The organism is Micromonospora sp. CPCC 205554 (assembly GCF_036902745.1).
Lineage (GTDB): Bacteria > Actinomycetota > Actinomycetes > Mycobacteriales > Micromonosporaceae > Micromonospora > Micromonospora tulbaghiae.
Map to the genome: position 1 here is coordinate 188,096 of NZ_JBAKHP010000008.1, position 20,278 is coordinate 208,373.

The 20,278-nt window shown below is 72.8% G+C and carries 16 protein-coding genes and 1 tRNA gene; 12 read left to right on the top strand and 5 right to left on the bottom strand.

What is annotated here, in order from left to right; translation table 11 throughout:
* Nucleotides 1-6: 6 nt before the first annotated feature.
* The 5 genes from V6U82_RS14080 (at nucleotide 7) to V6U82_RS14100 (ending at nucleotide 8,519) form a co-directional block, all read left to right on the top strand.
* A complete protein-coding gene (locus tag V6U82_RS14080; protein ID WP_334461264.1) occupies nucleotides 7-1,443 on the top strand; it encodes an outer membrane protein assembly factor BamB family protein in 1,437 nt (478 codons plus the stop codon).
* A gap of 76 nt (nucleotides 1,444-1,519) precedes the next feature.
* Nucleotides 1,520-3,187 (top strand): fumarate hydratase, encoded by a 1,668-nt coding sequence (locus tag V6U82_RS14085; protein WP_334461266.1) that lies wholly within the window; start codon nucleotides 1,520-1,522, stop codon nucleotides 3,185-3,187.
* Nucleotides 3,188-3,435: 248 nt separating this feature from the next.
* Nucleotides 3,436-6,411: an AfsR/SARP family transcriptional regulator gene (locus tag V6U82_RS14090; RefSeq protein ID WP_334461269.1), complete on the top strand. Its 2,976-nt coding sequence runs from the start codon at nucleotides 3,436-3,438 to the stop codon at nucleotides 6,409-6,411.
* Between the two features lie 53 nt (nucleotides 6,412-6,464).
* On the top strand, nucleotides 6,465-7,865 hold the full coding sequence (locus V6U82_RS14095) for a class II fumarate hydratase (protein WP_128136746.1): 1,401 nt from the start codon (nucleotides 6,465-6,467) through the stop codon (nucleotides 7,863-7,865).
* A 54-nt stretch (nucleotides 7,866-7,919) separates the two neighbouring features.
* A complete protein-coding gene (locus V6U82_RS14100) occupies nucleotides 7,920-8,519 on the top strand; it encodes a GNAT family N-acetyltransferase (protein ID WP_128136747.1) in 600 nt (199 codons plus the stop codon).
* Here the strand turns inward: V6U82_RS14100 and V6U82_RS14105 are convergent.
* On the bottom strand, nucleotides 8,483-9,028 hold the full coding sequence (locus V6U82_RS14105; RefSeq protein WP_120572837.1) for a CGNR zinc finger domain-containing protein: 546 nt from the start codon (nucleotides 9,026-9,028) through the stop codon (nucleotides 8,483-8,485). The genes V6U82_RS14100 and V6U82_RS14105 overlap by 37 nt on opposite strands.
* 72 nt (nucleotides 9,029-9,100) lie before the next feature.
* Between V6U82_RS14105 and V6U82_RS14110 the strand changes: the two genes are divergently transcribed.
* The 3 genes from V6U82_RS14110 to V6U82_RS14120 all read left to right on the top strand — a co-directional run bounded on the left by V6U82_RS14110 (nucleotide 9,101) and on the right by V6U82_RS14120 (nucleotide 12,529).
* Nucleotides 9,101-10,057, top strand: coding sequence for an EamA family transporter (locus V6U82_RS14110; protein WP_128136748.1), 957 nt, complete (start codon nucleotides 9,101-9,103; stop codon nucleotides 10,055-10,057).
* A complete protein-coding gene (locus V6U82_RS14115; protein ID WP_334461273.1) occupies nucleotides 10,054-10,752 on the top strand; it encodes an HAD family hydrolase in 699 nt (232 codons plus the stop codon). The genes V6U82_RS14110 and V6U82_RS14115 overlap by 4 nt, the downstream gene beginning before the upstream one ends.
* Before the next feature lie 88 nt (nucleotides 10,753-10,840).
* A complete protein-coding gene (locus V6U82_RS14120; protein ID WP_334461275.1) occupies nucleotides 10,841-12,529 on the top strand; it encodes a S8 family serine peptidase in 1,689 nt (562 codons plus the stop codon).
* Nucleotides 12,530-12,612: 83 nt separating this feature from the next.
* Here the strand turns inward: V6U82_RS14120 and V6U82_RS14125 are convergent, their stop codons facing one another.
* On the bottom strand, nucleotides 12,613-13,746 hold the full coding sequence (locus V6U82_RS14125; protein WP_334461277.1) for a hypothetical protein: 1,134 nt from the start codon (nucleotides 13,744-13,746) through the stop codon (nucleotides 12,613-12,615).
* 325 nt (nucleotides 13,747-14,071) lie between these two features.
* Nucleotides 14,072-14,719: an IclR family transcriptional regulator gene (locus tag V6U82_RS14130; RefSeq protein ID WP_047891141.1), complete on the bottom strand. Its 648-nt coding sequence runs from the start codon at nucleotides 14,717-14,719 to the stop codon at nucleotides 14,072-14,074.
* Between the two features lie 63 nt (nucleotides 14,720-14,782).
* On the opposite strand from V6U82_RS14130, the gene cysS reads away from it, so the two are divergent.
* Nucleotides 14,783-16,198, top strand: a complete 1,416-nt coding sequence (gene cysS, locus V6U82_RS14135; RefSeq protein WP_334461283.1) for a cysteine--tRNA ligase — start codon at nucleotides 14,783-14,785, stop codon at nucleotides 16,196-16,198.
* Entirely contained in the window at nucleotides 16,198-17,319 is a 1,122-nt protein-coding gene (gene rlmB, locus V6U82_RS14140) for a 23S rRNA (guanosine(2251)-2'-O)-methyltransferase RlmB (protein WP_334461285.1), read from the top strand. The genes cysS and rlmB overlap by 1 nt, the downstream gene beginning before the upstream one ends.
* A 60-nt stretch (nucleotides 17,320-17,379) precedes the next feature.
* Here rlmB and V6U82_RS14145 read toward each other — a convergent pair whose 3' ends face one another.
* Nucleotides 17,380-18,471 (bottom strand): ABC transporter ATP-binding protein, encoded by a 1,092-nt coding sequence (locus tag V6U82_RS14145; RefSeq protein WP_120572844.1) that lies wholly within the window; start codon nucleotides 18,469-18,471, stop codon nucleotides 17,380-17,382.
* Nucleotides 18,472-18,836: 365 nt separating this feature from the next.
* Here V6U82_RS14145 and V6U82_RS14150 point away from each other — a divergent pair.
* Nucleotides 18,837-18,913, top strand: a tRNA-Thr gene (locus V6U82_RS14150).
* An 81-nt stretch (nucleotides 18,914-18,994) separates the two neighbouring features.
* Here V6U82_RS14150 and V6U82_RS14155 read toward each other — a convergent pair.
* Complete coding sequence (locus V6U82_RS14155) at nucleotides 18,995-19,381, bottom strand: VOC family protein (protein ID WP_334461290.1); 387 nt, start codon at nucleotides 19,379-19,381, stop codon at nucleotides 18,995-18,997.
* Between the two features lie 378 nt (nucleotides 19,382-19,759).
* On the opposite strand from V6U82_RS14155, the gene V6U82_RS14160 reads away from it, so the two are divergent.
* Complete coding sequence (locus V6U82_RS14160; protein WP_128137898.1) at nucleotides 19,760-20,260, top strand: GNAT family N-acetyltransferase; 501 nt, start codon at nucleotides 19,760-19,762, stop codon at nucleotides 20,258-20,260.
* Nucleotides 20,261-20,278: the final 18 nt, after the last annotated feature.

The following is a 20,278-nucleotide window of genomic DNA, read 5'->3' on the forward strand; positions in this document are numbered from 1 at the left end:
GCTACCGTGTGCGGTGTGAAGGGCCTAGGGGTACGCGGCTGGTTGCTGCTCGGGCTCGTCACCGTGGTCGTCCTCGCCGCGACCGGCGTCTGGAACCCGTTCCCGGCGCTGTGGGACTGGGTCGACCGCAGCAAGCCGATCTCCGAGCCGGACGTGGCCTGGCAGCAGCGCGTCGGCGGCACGCCGCGCAGCGTCACCATCGCCGGCGACACGGTGGTCGTCGAGCAACGCACCCGCATCGAGGCGCGCAACCTGGCCGACGGTGGCCGGCTGTGGGAGCACAAGGCCGACTGGTCGGCGGTCGCGGGCAGCGGCCGGGAGTCGGTCGTCGCCGTGGGCCGGCTGCTCGACAAGGGGTACGAGGTGCTCGACCCGGTCAGCGGCGTGACCCGCCGCCGCGACGACCGCGCGATCGCCGTCTGGACCTACCGGAACCTGCTGCTGGACGCGTACTGCGTGCAGGCCACCGACTGCACGCTGCGTGCCTGGGAGCCGCGCGGCACCGCTCCGCTGTGGAGCGCGTTCCTGCCCGGTGTGCACAGTGGCGTGCTCGCCGACAACCCGGAACTGCTCGGCACCCGGCGGCTCGGCGCCACCCGGATCGACGGCGGGGTGGCCGGACCGGAGTCCGTACCGCCGCTGCTCGGCTTCCCGGTCGACGGCCGGGTGCACGTGGTGGACACCGCCACCGGCCGGGTGCTCCAGAACGTCCAGCCCGGCCGGGAGGAACGGCTCGCAGTGGTCGGCGGCCGGCTGCTCCGGATCGCGGCCACCTCCCGCGACGGGAACTGCTACTACGCGGTGACCGCCGTGGACCCGGCCACCGGTCAGCAGGTGTGGCGGCGTACCGGGATCAACCTGCGCACCGCCGACTACGCCGGTTGCGTGCAGCGGGAGGATCCGCAGGGCGGGCGCAACGTGATCATCGGAGTCGCCCCGGACGGCCGGGAGGCGGTGCTCGACGGGTACGACGGCCGGCTGCTCCAGGTCGGTGCGGACGGCGAGAAGGTGCTCGCCGTGGACGACCGCTACACAGTGGTGCGCAGCGCCGACAAGGGCTCGCTGCTCGGGCGGGAGCTGTCGGCCGACCGGACCCGCTGGACCCGGCCGGCGGGCGGCAAGAGCGGTGCGGCGCTCACCCCGTACGCGGCGGTGATCACCGAGGAGAAGCCGTCCCGGCTGATCGCCGTCGAGCCGCGTGAGGGCCGGGTGCTGGTCGAGCTGCGCACCTCCGCGAACGCGCTGGCGGTCGGCCCGAACGGCATGATCATCGGTGAGGGGCGGGAGATCGGGTACGTCCGCTGGGGCGCCGGCACGGGGGAGGCGCCGGGGCCGGACCAGGACGGCGCGCCGGTGGCGCCGGACCCGGGAGGCAGCTGGCGTCCGCCGAGCGACCAGGGAAGTTGCGGGCCGAAGAACGAACTCTGCGCCGGCGGCAAGTGACAGCGGGTGAGAGCGTCGTCCCACGACCCACCTGCGGGTGCCACCGATCGACGGCTCTGCCCTAGGCTTTTCGGTCATGAGCAGTGCCGCCGCCTTCTCGTACGCACCCCTGCTGCCGACCGGTCCCGACCAGACCGAATACCGTCTGGTCACCGACGAGGGCGTGGACGTCGTCAACGGCCCCGGAGGCCGCCGGTTCCTCACCGTGGATCCGGGCGCGCTGACCGCGCTGACGGCGGAGGCGATGCACGACATCGCCCACTTCCTGCGCCCGGCCCACCTGGCTCAGCTCCGCTCGATCATCGACGACCCGGCGGCCTCGCCGAACGACCGCTTCGTCGCGCTCGACCTGCTGCGCAACGCCAACATCGCGGCCGGCGGCGTGCTGCCGATGTGCCAGGACACCGGCACCGCGATCGTGATGGGCAAGCGCGGCCGGCACGTGCTCACCGACGGCACCGACGCGGAGGCGATCTCGCGCGGCGTCTACCAGGCGTACACCCGGCTGAACCTGCGCTACTCCCAGCTCGCCCCGCTGACCATGTGGGACGAGCGGAACACCGGCAGCAACCTGCCCGCGCAGGTGGAGCTGTACGCCGAGGACCCGGACGGCCACGCCGACGCGTACAAGTTCCTGTTCATGGCCAAGGGCGGCGGCTCGGCCAACAAGTCCTACCTCTACCAGGAGACCAAGGCACTGCTGAACCCGACGCGGATGATGCAGTTCCTGGAGGAGAAGCTGCGGCTCATCGGCACCGCGGCCTGCCCGCCCTACCACCTGGCCATCGTCATCGGCGGCACCTCCGCCGAGTACGCGCTGAAGACCGCGAAGTACGCCTCCGCGAAGTACCTCGACGCGCTGCCCACCCAGGGTTCGATGAGCGCGCACGGCTTCCGTGACCTGGAGCTGGAGGCCGAGGTGCTGGAGCTGACCCGCAACTTCGGCATCGGCGCGCAGTTCGGGGGGCGCTACTTCTGCCACGACGTACGGGTGGTCCGGCTGCCCCGGCACGGCGCCTCCTGCCCGGTGGCGATCGCCGTCTCCTGCTCGGCCGACCGGCAGGCGGTGGCGAAGATCACCCCGTCGGGCGTCTGGCTGGAGCGCCTCGAAACCGACCCGGCGCGGTTCCTGCCCGACGTGACCGACGAGACGCTGGAGACCGAGGAGGTCGTCCGCGTCGACCTGAACCGGCCGATGGACGAGATCCGGGCCGAGCTGTCGAAGTACCCGGTGAAGACCCGGCTGTCCCTGACCGGCCCGCTCGTCGTCGCCCGGGACATCGCGCACGCGAAGATCGCCGAGCGGCTGGACGCGGGCGAGCCGATGCCGCAGTACCTGCGCGACCACGCGGTCTACTACGCCGGCCCGGCCAAGACCCCCGAGGGCTACGCCTCCGGCTCGTTCGGCCCCACCACCGCCGGCCGGATGGACGCGTACGTGGAGAAGTTCCAGGCGGCCGGCGGCTCGATGGTGATGCTGGCGAAGGGCAACCGGTCCGCCCAGGTCACCCGCTCCTGCCAGGCGCACGGCGGTTTCTACCTCGGCTCGATCGGCGGCCCGGCCGCCCGGCTGGCGCAGGACTGCATCAAGCACGTCGAGGTGCTCGAATACGCCGAGCTGGGCATGGAGGCGGTCTGGAAGATCGAGGTGGAGGACTTCCCCGCCTTCATCGTCGTCGACGACAAGGGCAACGACTTCTTCGCCGAGGTCACCAAGCCGGTGCTCACCGTCGGCCGGCGCTGACGTCAGACGTACGCGAGGGCGCCCGGGAATGTCCCGGGCGCCCCTCGGTGTGTCCGTCGTGCATCGACATCGGTGCGCCTGCCCGGCCGGGTGGCCGGGCAGGCGCACCGCCCCCGTCGGATGCCGTCACCGACAACCCGTGACGAGTCTGTGTGCCGACGCTATCGGATCGCTATCGCCTCGTCGCGTCGCTCGGTGACCGCCGGGCTACGCTGCTGGAAGTTGCATGGCGGCAGGCGGGGGCGCGGATGCGATTCGGGATCTTGGGGCCCTTGCGGGTCGGCGGCGGCGAAGCCACCGTCACCGCGGGCCGGGATCGCACCGTGCTCGCCATGCTGTTGCTGCGCCCCGGCCGGGTCGTGCCGGTGGAGGACCTGGTCGACGCCGTCTGGGAGGAGCGTCCCCCGGCCACCGCGCGGACCCAGCTCCAGATCTGCGTGTCCCGGCTGCGGCAACGGTTCGCGACGCTCGGGCTGCCGGCCGACACGATCGTCACCGACCCGGCGGGCTACGGCATCCGGATCGAGCCGGACGACCTCGACGCCGAGGTGTTCGCCCGTGCCGTGGAGACGGCCCGCGCCGAGGCGGCCGCCGGCCGGCCGGCCGAGGCTCGCCGCCACTACCGGTCCGCCCTGGCGCTGTGGCGCGGTCCGGCGCTCGCCGGCATCCCGGCCCGGCTGGTGCGGCTGCGGGCCCAGGCGCTCGACGAGCAACGGCTCGCGGTACTGGAGGACTGCGTCGACGTCGAGCTGCGGCTGAGCCGGGGGACCGAACTGGTCGACGAGCTCACCGAGGCGGTCGAGAACAACCCGCTGCGGGAACGGCTGCGGGGGCAGCTGATGCTGGCCCTCGCGGCGGTCGGCCGGCAGGCGGACGCACTCGCCGTCTACCGGGACGGCCGCCGGATCTACGCCGAGGAACTGGGCATCGAGCCCGGTACGGCGTTGCAGGAACTGCACCAGCGCGTACTGGCCGGTGACGAGGCGGCCGGTCCGCGCCCCGCGGCGCCCGTACGCACGCTGCCCCGGGCCATCCGGGACTTCACCGGCCGTCAGCAGACCATGGCGCGGCTGGTCAAGGACATCGTCGAGGAGGGGACGCGGCTGTACCTGATCGACGGGATGGCCGGCAGCGGAAAGACGACCGTCGCCGTCCAGGTCGCGACCGCGTTGCGCGAGCGGTTCCCCGACGCGGAACTCTTCATCGACCTGCACGGCTACAGCGAGCGCAGCCCACTGACCCCCGCGGCGGCCGCGGCCACCCTGCTGCGACAGCTCGGCGTGCCCACCGAGCGGGTGCCGGTCGACGCGGAGGACCGGCTGGCGATGTGGCGCTCCGAGCTGGCCGACCGGCGGGCCGTGGTGGTGCTCGACAACGCGGCGAGCGCCGCCCAGGCCGCGGCGCTGCTGCCCAGCGGTCCGGACAATCTCGTGCTGGTGACCAGCCGTCGCCGGCTGGCCGGCCTGGACGAGGGGCGTCCACACTCGCTTCCCGTCCTGGACCCCGACGAGGCCGTCGAACTGCTCGGCCGGATCGTCGGCGCCGACCGGGTCGGCGCCGAGCTGGCGGCCGCCGCCGAGGTGGCCCGGCGGTGCGGTCACCTGCCGCTCGCCATCCGGCTGGCCGGTTCCCGGCTCGCGCACCGCCCGCACTGGCGGGTCGCCGACCTGGCACGGCGGCTGGCCGAGGCGCAGGATTCACTGGCCGAGCTGGCGGTCGGTGAACGCTCCGTCGGGCACGCCTTCACGCTCTCGTACGCGCAGGTCTCGGCGCCGGCCCGGCGGCTGTTCCGACTGCTCGGGCTCCACCCCGGCGTACGGTTCGACAACCGGGTGGCGGCGGCGCTCGCCGACGTGCCACTGCCGGAGGCGCAGGACCTGCTGGACGAGCTGGTGGACGTGCACCTGGCCGAGGAGACCGCGCCGGGCCGGTACCGCCTCCACGACCTGCTTCGGGAGTACGCGCGCCGGTTGCTGGCCGAGACCGAGCGCCCGGACGAGCGGCGGACGGCGGTGGCCCACCTGCTCGACCATCACCTTCAGGTGGCGGTCGGCCTGGCGATAGTCGCCGAGACGAAGCAGGGCGCGCTGAGCCAGGTCGCCTTCCCGCCGCCGCGGCGTCCCGACCTGCTGCCCGTCCGGGACAGGCCGGGTCAGTCCTGGTTCGACGAGAACCGGGCGGCTCTCGTCGGGCTGGTGCGCCTGGCCGAAGCGGAGGACCTCTCGGCGTACTGCTGGCAGCTGACCCGGGCGTGCTGGTGGTCCAACTTCGTCGGTGGCCACCTCGACGAACTGGTCGAGACGCACGAAGTGGCACTGCGCGCCGCCGTGAGGGCGGGGGACGAGGAAGCAGCGGCCATCACCATGAACTACCTCGCCTCGGCGAAGTTCCGGCTGGGGGACTTTCCGGAGGCGATCCGGTTCCTGGAGGCGGGCGTCGACAGGTACCGCCGGCTCGGGCTGCGCCGGGAGCAGGTCCAGGCGCTCTCCAACCTCGCCGCTGTGTGTTTCGGGACCGACGACGCGGAGCGCAGCATCAGGTACGTCGACGAGGCGCTGCGGATCAGCCGCTACCCGGACGACGCGGCGACCATATCCAGCCTGTTCAACATGCTGTCCGTCGCCGAACTGTTCCGTGGCCGGTACGACCTGGCCCTCCGGGCGGCGCGCCGGCACATCGTCCTGGGGAGGGAGGCCGGGGATCCGCGGCACACCTCGAACGCGGTCGGCCACCTCGGCATGATCCGGCACCGCCTGGGTCACACCGGGCCGGCCCGCCGGCTGCTCCGGGCGGCACTGCACCTCAAGCGGACCACCGCGAACCGGTTCGGTGAGGGGGAGATCCTCAACGAGATCGGCATGATGGAACGTGAGGCGGGCCGCCCGGTGGAGGCCGCAGCCCAGCACCGGGCCGCCCTGCTCGCGATGACCGACGCGGGGGACCGGATCGGGCAGTGCGCCTCCCGTAACCTCCTCGCCCGTGCCCTCCACGATCTGGGCGACGTCGACGCCGCGATCGACCTGCACCGCCGGGTGCTGGACGACGCCACGCGACTGAGCCTGCGCTACGAGCAGGCCCGGGCCCTGGACGGCCTCGCCCGGTGCCTGCGGCACACCGACCCTGACCAGGCCCGCCGGTACGCCGCGCGGGCGCTGGCGCTGTTCCGCAAGGTCGAGTCGCCGGACCGGCGGGAGACCGAGAGGCTGCTCGCCGAGCTGGGCTGAGGGCCGTGCCACTTTCCCTGCACACCGGCCGGTTGCGCGGCAGGATGGAACGCGTGACGACTCCAGAGGCGACCGGCTACCGGATCGAACGCGACTCGATGGGCGAGGTGGAGGTGCCCGCCGAGGCACTGTGGCGGGCGCAGACCCAGCGCGCGGTGCAGAACTTCCCGATCTCGGGGCGTGGGCTGGAACCGGCCCAGATCAAGGCCCTGGCGCAGATCAAGGGGGCAGCGGCCCTGGTCAACGGTGAGCTGGGCGTGATCGACGCGGACGTGGCGCAGGCGATCGCCACCGCCGCCGCGCACGTGGCCGAGGGCGGCTACGACGACCAGTTCCCGGTGGACGTGTTCCAGACCGGTTCCGGCACGTCGTCCAACATGAACACCAACGAGGTGATCGCGACGCTGGCGAGCCGGGAGCTGGGCCGCGACGTGCACCCGAACGACCACGTCAACGCGTCGCAGTCCAGCAACGACGTGTTCCCCACCTCGATCCACCTGGCCGCCACCCAGTTCGTGGTGGAGGATCTGATCCCGTCGCTGAAGCAGCTCGCGGGCGCGCTGGAGGAGAAGGCGGCAGAGTTCGAGACGGTGGTCAAGGCCGGGCGTACCCACCTGATGGACGCCACGCCGGTCACGCTCGGGCAGGAGTTCGGCGGCTACGCCGCGCAGGTGCGATACGGCGTCGAGCGGCTGGAGTCGGTGCTGCCCCGGCTGGCCGAGCTGCCGCTGGGCGGTACCGCTGTGGGCACCGGCATCAACACGCCGCTGGGCTTCGCCGACCGGGTGATCGGCAAGTTGCGGGAGTCGACCGGCCTGCCGCTGACCGAGGCGCGCAACCACTTCGAGGCGCAGGGCGCCCGGGACGCTCTGGTGGAGACGTCCGGCCAGCTCCGTACCGTCGCGGTCGGCCTCTACAAGATTGCCAACGACGTGCGCTGGATGGGCTCCGGCCCGCGTGCCGGGCTGCGTGAGCTGCGCATCCCCGACCTTCAGCCGGGGTCGTCGATCATGCCGGGCAAGGTGAACCCGGTGGTGGCCGAGGCGATGCGGCAGGTCTGCGCCCAGGTGATCGGCAACGACGCGGCGGTGGCCTTCGCCGGCTCGCAGGGCGACTTCGAGCTGAACGTGATGCTCCCGGTGATGGGCCGCAACCTGCTGGAGTCGATCAAGCTGATCGCCGCGTCCAGCCGGCTGTTCGCCGAGCGGCTGGTGGTCGGCCTGGTCGCGGACGCCGAGGTCTGCCTGGCGTACGCGGAGGGCTCGCCGTCGATCGTCACCCCGCTCAACCGCCACCTCGGGTACGACGAGGCCGCCTCGATCGCCAAGGAGGCGCTGGCCAGGCAGGTGTCCATCCGCGAGGTGGTGATCTCCCGGGGTCACGTCGACTCGGGCACGCTCACCGAGACCCAGCTGGACGAGGCACTGGACCTGCTGCGGATGACCCACCCCTGACCGGGCGCCGGTAATTGCCTCGACCCGTCACGGTGGGCGCGGCATGATCCGACCGTGCGTGACGACGGCGGTGTGTTGCTGGAGACCGCGCGGCTGACGCTGCGCCGGTTCACGATGGACGACGTGGACCGGCTGGTGGCGCTGGACGCCGACCCGGAGGTCATGCGTTTCCTGACGGGCGGCGTGCCGACCCCGGCCGGGACGTACCGGGACGAGGTGCTGCCCCGGGTGCTCGCGCAGTACGCCCGGCACCCCGGGCTCGGCCGCTGGGCGACGCTCGACAGGTTCACCGGCGAGTTCCTCGGCTGGCACTCGCTCGATCCGTCGGACGACGGCGCCGAGGCGGAGCTGGGTTACCGGCTGCGCCGCGCGACGTGGGGGCACGGGCTGGCCACCGAGGGCGCGCGGGCGCTGGTGCGGCACGCGTTCGACACGGTCGGTGTCCGCCGGGTGTGGGCCCAGACGATGGCGGTCAACGACCGCTCCCGCGCGGTCATGGCCCGCGCGGGGTTGCGCTACGTCCGCACGTTCCACCTGGCCTTCGACGACCCGATCCCGGGTACGGAGCACGGCGAGGTCGAGTACGAGCTGAGCCGCGACGCCTGGCCCGCGACCCGTCAGGAGTGGGACGCCGCGGCCCTGCGGGCGCGGTAGGCGCTCACCGCGGCCCGGTTGCCGCACCCGGCGTCACAGAACCGGCGGGACCGGTTCCGGGACAGGTCGACCAGCACGTTGTCGCAGTCGGGGTGGTCGCAGTGCCGCAGCCGGCTCAGCTCGCCCATCCGGACCAGGTCGGCCATCGCCATCGCGGCCTCGACCGCCATCCGGGTCGCCAGTGGCGCGTCCCGCGGCACGGCGTGCACGTGGTACGGCTCGTCGTCGTGCCGGACGAGCTGCGGCAGCGCGTGCGACTCGCGCAGCAGCCCGTTGACGATCGCCACCACCTCGTCGGTGTCGGCGTACCAGATGCGGCGCAGCCGGGGCCGCAGCGCGCGGACCTGGCGCAGTTCGGCGTCGGTGTGCTCGTGCCGGCCGCTCCACCCGTGGGTGGTGAAGAAGGCGTCCAGGGCTGCCACGTCGGGCAGCCCGTCCGGGTCGCCGGCGGTGTTGACCAGCGCGGCGGCGGCGACCAGCGCGCATTCGGTGTCATGAGCGAAAAGCAACTTGACTCCTGTCGGAGGCTGCGCCTAGCGTCATCAGCATAACCTCCCTTGACTCATGACCAGGAGATGCCGATGCGTGAACGGTCCGGCGCCGGGCTCGGTCTGGCACTGCTCTCCGCGATCACGTTCGCCACCTCGGGCACCTTCGCCCGACCGCTGATCACCGGCGAGTGGTCGGCGGTCGCCGTGGTGATCGCGCGGGTCGGCATCGCCGCGCTGGTGCTCGCCGTCCCCGCCGTGCTGGCGCTGCGCGGCAGGTGGGCGGTGCTGCGCCGCAACGCGGTGAGCGTCGTGCTGTTCGGGCTGCTCGGCGTGGCCACGGCGCAGGCGTGCTTCTTCAACGCGGTCCGCTACCTCCCGGTCGGCGTGGCGCTCCTGCTGGAATACCTCGGCATCGTGCTCGTGGTCGGATGGATGTGGCTGGTCCACGGGCAGCGCCCCCGGTTGCTCACAGTGGCCGGCTCGGTCACCGCCCTGTGCGGGCTGGTGCTCGTCCTCGACCTCACCGGCGCCGGGCGGCTCGACCCGGTGGGCGTGCTCTGGGGGCTCGGCGCGGGCGTCGGGCTGGCCGGATACTTCGTCATCGCCGGCCGGATCGACGCGGGCCTGCCCTCGGTGGTGATGGCCAGCGGCGGCATGGCCGTCGGCGCGCTGGCGCTGCTGCTGCTCGGCGGCATCGGAGCGCTGCCGCTCGCCGCCGGCACCGCCGACGTCACCTTCGGCGGGCACCGGGTGAGCTGGCTGGTGCCGATCGCCGGGCTGTCGCTGATCGCCGCAGTGGTCGCGTACCTGGCCGGTGTCGCGGGCACCCGGCTGCTCGGGGCGCGGCTGTCCTCCTTCGTGGGGCTGACCGAGGTGATGTTCGCGGTCCTGATCGCCTGGCTGGTGCTCGACGAGCTGCCCAGCCTGATCCAGCTGGCCGGCGGCGTGCTCATCCTCGGCGGCGTCGCCCTGGTCCGGGCGGACGAACTGCGCGGCACACCGTCGGCGCCCGCACCCGCCGAGCCGGTGCTGGCCGGCGAGCGATGAGCGGGCCGCTCGGCGCCGTCGTCTTCGACGCCGACGAGACGCTCGTCGACCTGCGCCCGGCGGTCACCGGCGCGCTCGTCGCCGTACTCGAGGAGATGCGGCGGCGGACCCCGGCGGCGGCCGCAGTGATGCTCGCGGACCTGGAGGAGGACTGGGGTGCGGTCTTCGGCGCGCTCAGCGCCGCCCCGGTGCAGGAGATCCGGCGGGCCGCCCTGACCCGTTCGCTGGCCCGGGCCGGGCTGGAGGCGGACCTGGACGAGTTCGCGGCGTTGTTCTTCGCCCGCCGGTACGCGCTGAGCCGTCCCTTCCCGGACGTGCTGCCCGCGTTGGCGGCGCTGCGCCCGCACCACGTGCTGGGCTTCGCCACGAACGGCAACAGCCGCGCCGAACGCTGCGGCCTCGCCGGGCAGTTCGCCTTCGAGCTGTACGCGCACGAGGGCGGCCTGCCCAAGAAGCCGGCGCCGGAGTTCTACGCGGCGGTGGTGGCGGCGGCCGGGCTGCCCGCCGCGCGCATCGTCCACGTGGGCGACTCGCCGGAGCACGACGTGGTCGCCGCCCGGCGGGCCGGACTGCGCGCGGTCTGGCTCAACCGGGCCGGGCTGCCCCGCCCGCGCGGCCTCGAACCGGACGCCGAGGTGTCCACGCTCGCCGGACTGTCCACGGTGCTCACCACCCTGACGAACGCGAATGCCTAGTTGCGGCCGATAACGGGCGTCGATCTGGCGGAACCCGCTCCCGTGATGTGGGATGACACCACGTCCCTCAACGAGAGGATCTGATGTGGTGAGCAAGCGCTTCACCGTCGGCGCGGTCGCGGCTGCGGCCTCGCTGGCACTAACGGTGACCGGTCTGGGCATTCCGGCGAACGCCGCGCCCTCGGAGACCCGGACCTTCACCGTGCTGGCCGAAAGCGGTGTCTCCGGCGACGCCGCGGTCGCCGCGATCACCGCCGCCGGTGGCAAGGTCGTCGCCCGCACCGACGACGTCGGCCTGTTCCAGGTCACCAGCGACCGGGCGGACTTCGCCAGCCGGGCCACCGCGGCCGGCGCGCTGGTCGGCGCGGCCGAGGAGAAGGCGATCGGCCGCAAGCCGAAGCTGGACCGGGTCGAGCAGGAGCATCTGCTGGCCGCCGCGGCGACCAAGGGCAAGGCCGCCAGGAACAACGGCAAGAAGATGGACCCGCTCGACGACAAGCTCTGGGGTCTGGACATGATCCGGGCCGACAAGGCGCGCAAGGTCGAGCCGGGCGACCGCCGGGTCACCGTCGGCATCCTGGACACCGGCGTCGACGCCAGCCAGCCCGACCTGGCGCCGAACTTCAACTGGGCGCTGTCGCGCAACTTCGCCCCGGACATCCCCGAGGTCGACGGCCCGTGCGAGGTGGCGAGCTGCCTCGACCCGGTCGGCACCGACGACGGCGGGCACGGCACGCACGTGGCCGGCACCATCGGCGCCGCCGCGAACGGCTTCGGCCTCTCCGGCGTGGCCCCGAACGTCTCCCTGGTCGAGCTGAAGGGTGGCCAGGACAGCGGCTACTTCTTCCTCAACCCGGTGGTGAACGCCCTGGTGCACGCGGGCCGCTCCGGGCTGGACGTGGTCAACATGTCCTTCTACGTCGACCCGTGGCTCTACAACTGCACCGCCAACCCGGCCGACTCGCCGGAGGCGCAGGCCGAGCAGCGCACCGTCATCGAGGCCATGAAGCGGGCGTTGAACTTCGCCCACCGCAAGGGCGTCACGCTCGTCGGCTCGCTCGGCAACAACCACGAGGACCTGGGCGCGCCGCGCACCGACGTGAGCAGCCCGGACTACGGCGCGGACCCCTACCCGCGCCCGATCGACAACGCGACCTGCTGGGACCTGCCGGTCGAGGGCCCGCACGTGATCGGCGTGTCGGCGGTCGGCCCGTCGGGCAAGAAGGCCGACTACTCGAACTACGGCACCGAGCAGATCTCGGTGGCGGCGCCGGGTGGCTGGTTCCGGGACGGCTTCGGCACCGACACGTACCGCACCGACGCCAACATGATCCTCTCCACGTACCCGAAGAAGGTGCTCCAGGAGGAGGGGTCGGTCGACGAGAACGGCGACATCGTCGCCGGTTTCGAGAACTCGGTGTTCAAGCAGTGCACCGCCAAGGGTGAGTGTGGCTACTACACCTACCTCCAGGGCACCTCGATGGCGTCCCCGCACGTCTCGGGCGTGGCGGCGCTGATCGTCAGCAAGCACGGCAAGAAGGAGGGCCGCAACGGCTACGGCATGGCGCCGGACCTGGTCGAGCAGCACCTCTACCGGACGGCGGCCGAGCACGCCTGCCCGGAGCCGCGGCTGCAGAGCTACACCAACGAGGGCCGGGACGCCGAGTTCGACGCGTACTGCGCGGGCTCGCTGAACTTCAACGGCTTCTACGGCTACGGCATCGTCGACGCCTACGCCGCGGTGAAGACCCCGGTCAAGCCGAACGTACGACCGTAACGACTGTTTCCCCGAGGTGGCGGTGTCCGGAGTTCCCGGACGCCGCCACCTCGGCGTTCGGGGGTGCCGGACGACGGCGGGTGTCACGGGCGCCACCCCCGAGCCACCAGCGCGGCGCGGATCTCCCGGACCAAGGCGGGGAACTCCTTGTGCAGACGGCGGCCGGTCACATGCAGCACGAGCCAGCCGGCCTCGACGAGCTGGTTGAGCCGCCGCCGGTCGAGGTGCATCCGGTCCGCGTCGGAGTGCCACTGACCGTCGTACTCGACGGCGACCCGGAACTCCGGCCAGGCCAGATCGGGGTGCAGGATCAGGCCGGTCGACACGCGCACCGGATGCCGGGCCACCGGACGCGGCAGGCCGGCGAGGACGAGGCGTACCCGCAGGTGCGACTCGGGCGGGGACTGGGCCAGCCCGTCCGTCAGGCCGAAGACCCACGACGCCCGCCGCCCACCGGGACGACAGGCGTTGCGGGCCGCCTCGCTCGCCAGCGCCGACCGGTTCACGGAGCCGGCGCGCAGCAGCCCGTCGATGATGCCGACCGCCTTCACGGGATCGGCCCAGACCGCGGTCTCCCAGGCGCAGGCGGCCGGCTCGGTCCGTGGCGGCGGCCCGGTCATGATCATCGTCGCGCCGAGGGCCGGGGGTGCGAACGGGTTCGATGCCGCGGCTGAGGGTGGGGTGGCCGGACCGGGCGGCCCGGGGCGGTTGCGGGGGTCGGCCGGGTGCGGGGATCTGGTCCGGCCCGGTGTGCCCGGTGGGCGGTCGACCGCCGACGGTGCTGCGACGGGCGACCTGGTGCCGGCGGGTGGGCTCGTTCGCGCGGGGGCGCCGGCCCCGACGGGGACCAGGAAACCGCTGCGGGTGCTCGACATCGGGGCGTGGTGCACCCGGACACCCGGCTGGGAGTCGGCCCGCACCGTGGCCGGCAGCAGGACGTGCACGTCGTCGGTGAAGCCGGCGGCGTGCTCAACCCCGTGCAGGTAGGCCGCCGAAGGGCCGGCGATCGCCGCGCCGGGTGGCATGCGCAGCAGCGCCGCGCGGCAGGCCAGCGCGTGGTCGCGGTCGAGCCGCGCGTCGGCGTAGACGTCCTGCCGGAGCCGGATCCAGGACGCGCCCCGCAGATGGTGCCGGGACAGCAGCCCGCGCCGGATCGCTTCCGAGCCCCGGAAGACCTGCCAGGCCAACTCCGGTGGGCGATGGGGATGAGGTGGCATGTGACGAGCGTGGCGGCGCGCGGGGCGAGATCGACACCCCTGTGGACAGCCGTAGCCGTGCCGCCTGCCGCGCCCTGTGGACAACCCCCGACCGGCCCTGTCCGTGTGCTATGGCCCCTCGACCTGGGCATGATCCACTCCAGCTCGGGGAGGTGGCGGTATCCGGGCCGCCTGAATGCAGCCACTTCCCCGAGCCGGCGCAAGGGTGTGTGGAGGAGGGCCGGTTCGGGGGCGCTGACGTAGCCACCTTGGCGTGTGGGCTCCGGGGTGGGCCGGGTCGTGTGGCCGTCCGGGCGTCTTGCGCTGGCGCGCGGACATGCGGGGGTCAGGAGAGCGCGGCGGCGACCGCCTCGGCGGCGGCGGTGACCTGTGCGCCGACGTCCGCCACGTCGAGCGGGGTCAGCGACACCACCCCGACGCTGCCCTCCAGGCCCGGCACGCCGAGCACCGGCGCGGCCACCCCGTACGCGCCCGACTGGAGCTCGCCGCTGGTGCTCACCGGCCCCGGATCGCCGGCCCGCCCGGCCAGCACCGCCCGGCCGGCCGCACCCCGCTCCAGCGGGTGCCGGGTGCCGGTCCGGTACGCCACGTGGAACGACGTCCAGCTCGGCTCGACCACCGCGAGCGCGACCCCCTCGCCGCCCTCGACCACGGTCAGGTGGGCGGTCGCCCCGGTGCCCTCGGCGAGCCGGCGCAGCGCGGGCAGCGCCCCCTCGGCCAGCAGCGGCTGGGCACGGCGGGCCAGGTGCAGCACGCCCACGCCGATGCGCAGGCGGCCCTCGCCGTCGCGCCGGAGCATCCCGTGGCCGGTCAGCGCGCCGACCAGCCGGTAGACGGCCGCCCGGCCGATGCCCAGCCGGTGCGCCGCCTCGGTGACCGTGAGCCCGCCCGGCGCGTCCGCGACCAGGTGCAGCAGCCGCAGGCCCCGGTCCAGGGTCTGTGCCGTCTCTCCCGTGCGCGCCGCCGTGTCCACAGCACGCAGCGTACGACCCGGCTCCGGCCAACCCGGAAATGTGCGGACGGCTACCCTTGTGAGGTGACGCTACGCCTGTATGACACCGCCACCCGATCGGTGCGGGACTTCGTCCCGCGGGAAGCCGGCAAGGTGGGGGTCTACCTGTGTGGTCTCACGCTCCAGGCCCCGCCGCACATCGGCCACCTTCGCTCCGGCGTCAACTACGACGTGCTGCGCCGCTGGCTGCTGAGCAAGGGCTTCGAGGTCACGTTCATCCGCAACCTGACCGACATCGACGACAAGGTCCTGGCCAAGGCGATGGAGCAGGACCGGCCGTTCTGGTCGATCGCGTACGCGAACGAGCAGATCCTCACCGCGTCCTACCGGGCGCTCAACGTGCTCCCGCCGACCTACGAGCCGCGGGCCACCGGGCACGTCCCGGAGATGCACGAGCTGATCGCCCGGCTGATCGAGACCGGCCACGCCTACCCGGCCACCGACGGCTCCGGCGACGTCTACTTCGACGTGGCCTCCTGGCCCGCGTACGGCTCGCTGTCCGGCCAGTCCCCGGCGGACATGCAGCCCGCCGGCGACGCCCCCGACCGCGGCAAGCGCGACCCGCGTGACTTCGCGCTCTGGAAGGGCGCCAAGCCGGGCGAGCCGGCCGACGCCTACTGGCCGTCGCCGTGGGGCCGCGGCCGGCCCGGCTGGCACATCGAGTGCTCGGCCATGTGCTGGCGCTACCTCGGCCCCGAGTTCGACATCCACGGCGGCGGGCTCGACCTGACGTTCCCGCACCACGAGAACGAGATCGCCCAGTCGCAGGCCGCCGACCTGCCGTTCGCCCGCTACTGGGTGCACCACGGCCTGCTCGGCATCGGCGGCACCAAGATGGGCAAGTCGCTCGGCAACACGCTCGACCTCGACTACGTTGCCTCGCTCGGGGTCCGCCCGGTCGAGCTGCGTTACTACTACGTGGCCGCGCACTACCGGTCCCGCATCGACTACTCCGAGGACGCGTTGCGCGAGGCCGCCGTCGCGTACCGGCGGATCGAGGGCTTCGTCCAGCGGGCGGCCGAGCGGGTCGGCCCGGGCCGGCCCGGCGACCTGCCGGCCGGTTTCGCGGCCGCGATGGACGACGACCTCAACACGTCGGCGGCGCTGGCGGCGCTGCACGAGGTGGTCCGCGACGGCAACACCGCGCTCACCGCAGGCGACGATGTGACCGTCCGCACGACGCTGGCCGCCACCCGGGCGATGCTGGATATCCTCGGCGTCGACCCCCTGGACCCGGCCTGGACCGGCGGCGGCCGCACGGACGACCTGCGCGGCGTGGTGGACTCCCTGATCGCGCTGGCCCTGGAACAGCGCGCGCAGGCCCGCAGCCGCAAGGACTGGGCTGCCGCCGACGCCGTACGCGACCAGCTCAAGCAGGCAGGCGTGGTCGTCGAGGACACCCCCCAGGGCCCGCGTTGGACTATTGGAGAGCAGGACTGATGGCCGGCAACTCGCAGCGCCGTGGCCGGCGACTGACGCCGAAGGCGGGCGCCCCCAAGGGCACCGGTGGCAAGAACAAGGACTCGCTCGCCGGGCGGGGCCGCACGCTGCCCGCCGACGAGCGGCCCTGGCACAAGGCGTACTCGGGCACCGAGAAGCTGCCCCAGCGCACCGCCTGGAAGCAGGACAAGGAGCGCCGCGCCGCCGCCGAGGAGGGCCGCGCGCCGAAGATCGGCCAGCCCGGCACCAAGGACACCACCTGGGGCAAGGGCGGTGGCCGGGGTACGCCCACGACCAAGGGCCGCGGCGGCAAGCCGGCCGGCGGCCGGGGCGGTCCCCGGGTCGCGCCGGGCCGCAAGGCCAACCCGGCGAAGGACAGCCCGGAACTGCTGGTCGGGCGCAACCCGGTACTGGAGTCGCTGCGCACCCAGGTGCCCGCGACCGCGCTCTACACCGCGCAGGGCATCGACATCGACGACCGGGTCAAGGAGATCGTCCGCACCGCCGCCGACCGGGGCATCGCTATCCTGGAGGTCAGCCGCGCCGAGCTGGACCGGATGACCGGCGGCGTGCTGCACCAGGGCGTCGGCCTCCAGGTGCCGCCGTTCGCCTACGAGCCGTTCGACGACCTGGTCGCCGCCGCGCTGGAGCAGGCCGCTCCGCTGCTGGTCGCGCTGGACGGCGTCACCGACCCCCGTAACCTCGGCGCGGTCATCCGGTCGGCTGCCGCGTTCGGCGCGCAGGGTGTCTTCGTACCCGAACGGCGTGCCGCCGGGATCACCGCGACCGCCTGGCGGACCAGCGCCGGCGCGGCCGCGCGCGTGCCCGTCGCCCAGGTCACCAACCTGACCCGCTCGCTCAAGGCGTGCAAGGACGCCGGCTTCGTCGTGGTCGGCCTCGACGCCGACGGGCAGACCGACCTGTACGACCTGGAGGCCGCCGTCGGCCCGCTGGTCGTGGTGGTCGGCTCGGAGGGGCGCGGGCTGTCCCGCCTGGTGGGGGAGACCTGCGACCTGACCGTCAGCATTCCGATGGTCTCCGAGGTGGAGTCGCTCAACGCCAGCGTCGCCGCCGCGGTCACGCTCGCCGAGGTCGCCCGCCGCCGGTCCGTCGAGGTCTGATCGAGAGTACGAAGAAGGGGCGGTCCGCCGTGGCGGGCCGCCCCTTCTCGCGTACGTACGTCAGATCCGCTGGCCGGTGGTGGCGTGGAAGACGTGGCTGCGGCCGGTACGCGGCTTGACGAACACGGTGTCACCCATGTTCGGCATGCTGCGCCGGTCGGTACGGACCACGAACCGCTCGTTGTGGCCCTCCAGCGCGGCGTGGCCGTAGACGTTGGCGTCGGAGCCCAGGTCCTCGACCAGCTCGACCACGACCGGCATGCCGCCCTCGGACGGGCTGACCAGGTCGCAGTCCTCCGGCCGGAAGCCGACGGTGACCTTGCCGTCGCCGCCCTCGGAGCGGGCCGCCTCGACCTGCTCGCGGGTCAGCGGCACGATCATCTCGGCGAACGCGCCGCCCTGGTCGGTCAGCTTCACCGTCTTGATGTTCATGGCCGGGGAGCCCATGAAGCCGGCGACGAAGACGTTGGCCGGGGTGTCGTAGAGCGCCCGGGGGGTGTCCACCTGCTGGAGCACACCGTCGAGCATGACCGCCACCCGGTGACCCATGGTCATGGCCTCGACCTGGTCGTGAGTGACGTAGACGGTGGTGACGCCCAGCTTCGCCTGCAGCGAGGCGATCTGGGTGCGGGTCTGGACACGCAGCTTGGCGTCGAGGTTCGACAGCGGCTCGTCCATGAGGAAGACCTGCGGCTCGCGGACGATCGCGCGGCCCATGGCGACACGCTGGCGCTGACCACCGGAGAGCGCCTTCGGCTTGCGGCTGAGGAACTCCTCCAGCTGGAGCAGCCCGGCCGCCTCCTTGACCCGCCGGTCGATCTCCGACTTCGAGGTCTTGCGCAGCTTGAGCGCGAACGCCATGTTCTCGTACACCGTCATGTGCGGGTAGAGGGCGTAGTTCTGGAAGACCATCGCGATGTCGCGGGCCTTCGGCGGGAGGTGGGTGACGTCCCGGTCGTCGATGTAGATCGCGCCGTCGTCGACGTCCTCCAGGCCGGCGAGCATCCGGAGGCTGGTGGACTTGCCGCAGCCGGACGGGCCGACCAGGACGAGGAACTCCCCGTCACCGATCTGGAGGTCGAGCTGGTTGACGGCGGGGCGCTCGGTGCCCGGATAGATCCGGGACGCCTTCGCGTAGGTGACCGTAGCCATGATGGAGCGCTTCCTTTCACCGGCAGGAACGTGCCGGACGATCCGAGTGAAGGAGCGACCGGCGCCCAAGGCACCGGCCAACGGGGTCGTCGCTCAGGCAGCCGAGGCCGGCCGGAGTGCCGTCCGTGTCACTGCACGGTAAACGGCTTTCGCGATCGTGCCAAGACGTGGTGCTCGGGATGGGATGGGCGGCATACGCATAACGGTCAGGAGGGCACTGGGAGGCATCAATCTCCCCACCGGTGAGCGCGGCCGGGCGATGATCCATCGGCCGCACCGGTCGGGATGCCGACGTTTTCCGTGCTCGGGAGCCCTGCGAGGCGGGATTTCCGGGGCTCAGTCGCTATGCTGAGCCCGACGCACGCGCCCCTGTAGCTCAGCTGGCCAGAGCACTCGCCTTGTAAGCGAGATGTCGCCGGTTCGATCCCGGCCGGGGGCTCCAATTCCACAAGGCGTTCCGGGCCGATGTCGCCGCGGGACGCCCGACTCCGTCTGCAGCTGCACGACGGTGCACGCGTGAGGGTCAGGCAGGTCCACGGGCGTCGGCCCCCGCGGGCTCCCAGAGCTGGACCATGTTGCCCTCTGGATCTCTGAGGTTCGCGAACCTGCCGTTCGGATACTCCTCGGGATCCATCTCGACGTCGATACCCGCATCGCGCAACTGGCCGACCATCGCGTCCAGATCGACGACGCGGAAGTTGAGCGACCAGGAGTGCTCGGGGCCGCCGAAGTGCTCGGAGTCCGCCGGCATGGCCGCCAGGACGGTGGGACCGGGCTTCTGCCACCAGGAGGACACGTCGTAGGACTCCGGTGCCAGGTCGATCCCGAGGTGGGTGGCGTACCAGCGGTTGATCCGGTCGGGGTCGTGGGCGCGGAAGAAGACGCCGCCGATGCCCGTCACGCGTTCCATGAGCTTCTCCCCGTTGGGCGCTGTCCGGCCGAGCCTGCCTGGTTCAGGCTAGAGAGGCCCCCGGCATCTGACGAGCAGCCATTCCGGCGAGCAGGAGCCAAAGTCGCGGAGGTCGATGCCACGCAAGCCGGAAGGCGCTTCCGCCGCCGTAGCATGGCGCCGTGAGGCGATCCGGGTTGTCGTCCGAGCCGGCGGGGGCGACGCCGGTGACGGTGGCGCCAATGGCGCGGGCGGACGGTGACGGCCCGGAGGTCCGCTCGTCCGCCGGGTTGGTGGAAGCCGGTGGCTCCGGCGGGAAGTCTCATGGTCTGGCTCCGTGGTCGTCGCAGTCGCCGGAAATCGATTGTTCGCCCGGGGCGCCTGCGCCACCCTCTCCGCATGCTTGAGACGTGCGTCCTCGGCGAGGACGACTGGAAGGTGTGGCGGGAGCTGCGGCTCGCCGCGCTCACCGAGGCCGGGTACGCCTTCGGTGCCCGGCTGGCGGACTGGCAGGGCGACGGCGACCGCGAGGAACGCTGGCGCGGGCGGCTCGCCGTCCCCGGGTCGTACAACATCGTGGTGTTGCTCGACGGGCAGCCGGTCGGGATGGCCAGCGGGATGCCGACCGAGCAGGACGGGGTCGTCGAGCTGATCTCGATGTACGTGGCACCCGCGGGACGCGGTCGAGGTGTGGGCGACCAGCTCGTGCGGGCGGTCGAGCAGTGGGCCCGGCTGGCAGGTGCGCGGACGCTGCGGCTCGCCGTGGCCGAGGGCAACCCGAACGCGTGGGCCCTGTACCTGCGCAACGGCTTCCGGGACACGGGCGACGTCGGCGGCCTGATGCCCGACGGAGTGCGCCGCGAGCACATCATGACCAGGAGCCTCGTGGACGAGTCGTAGGGACGCGGGGCGCTAGGC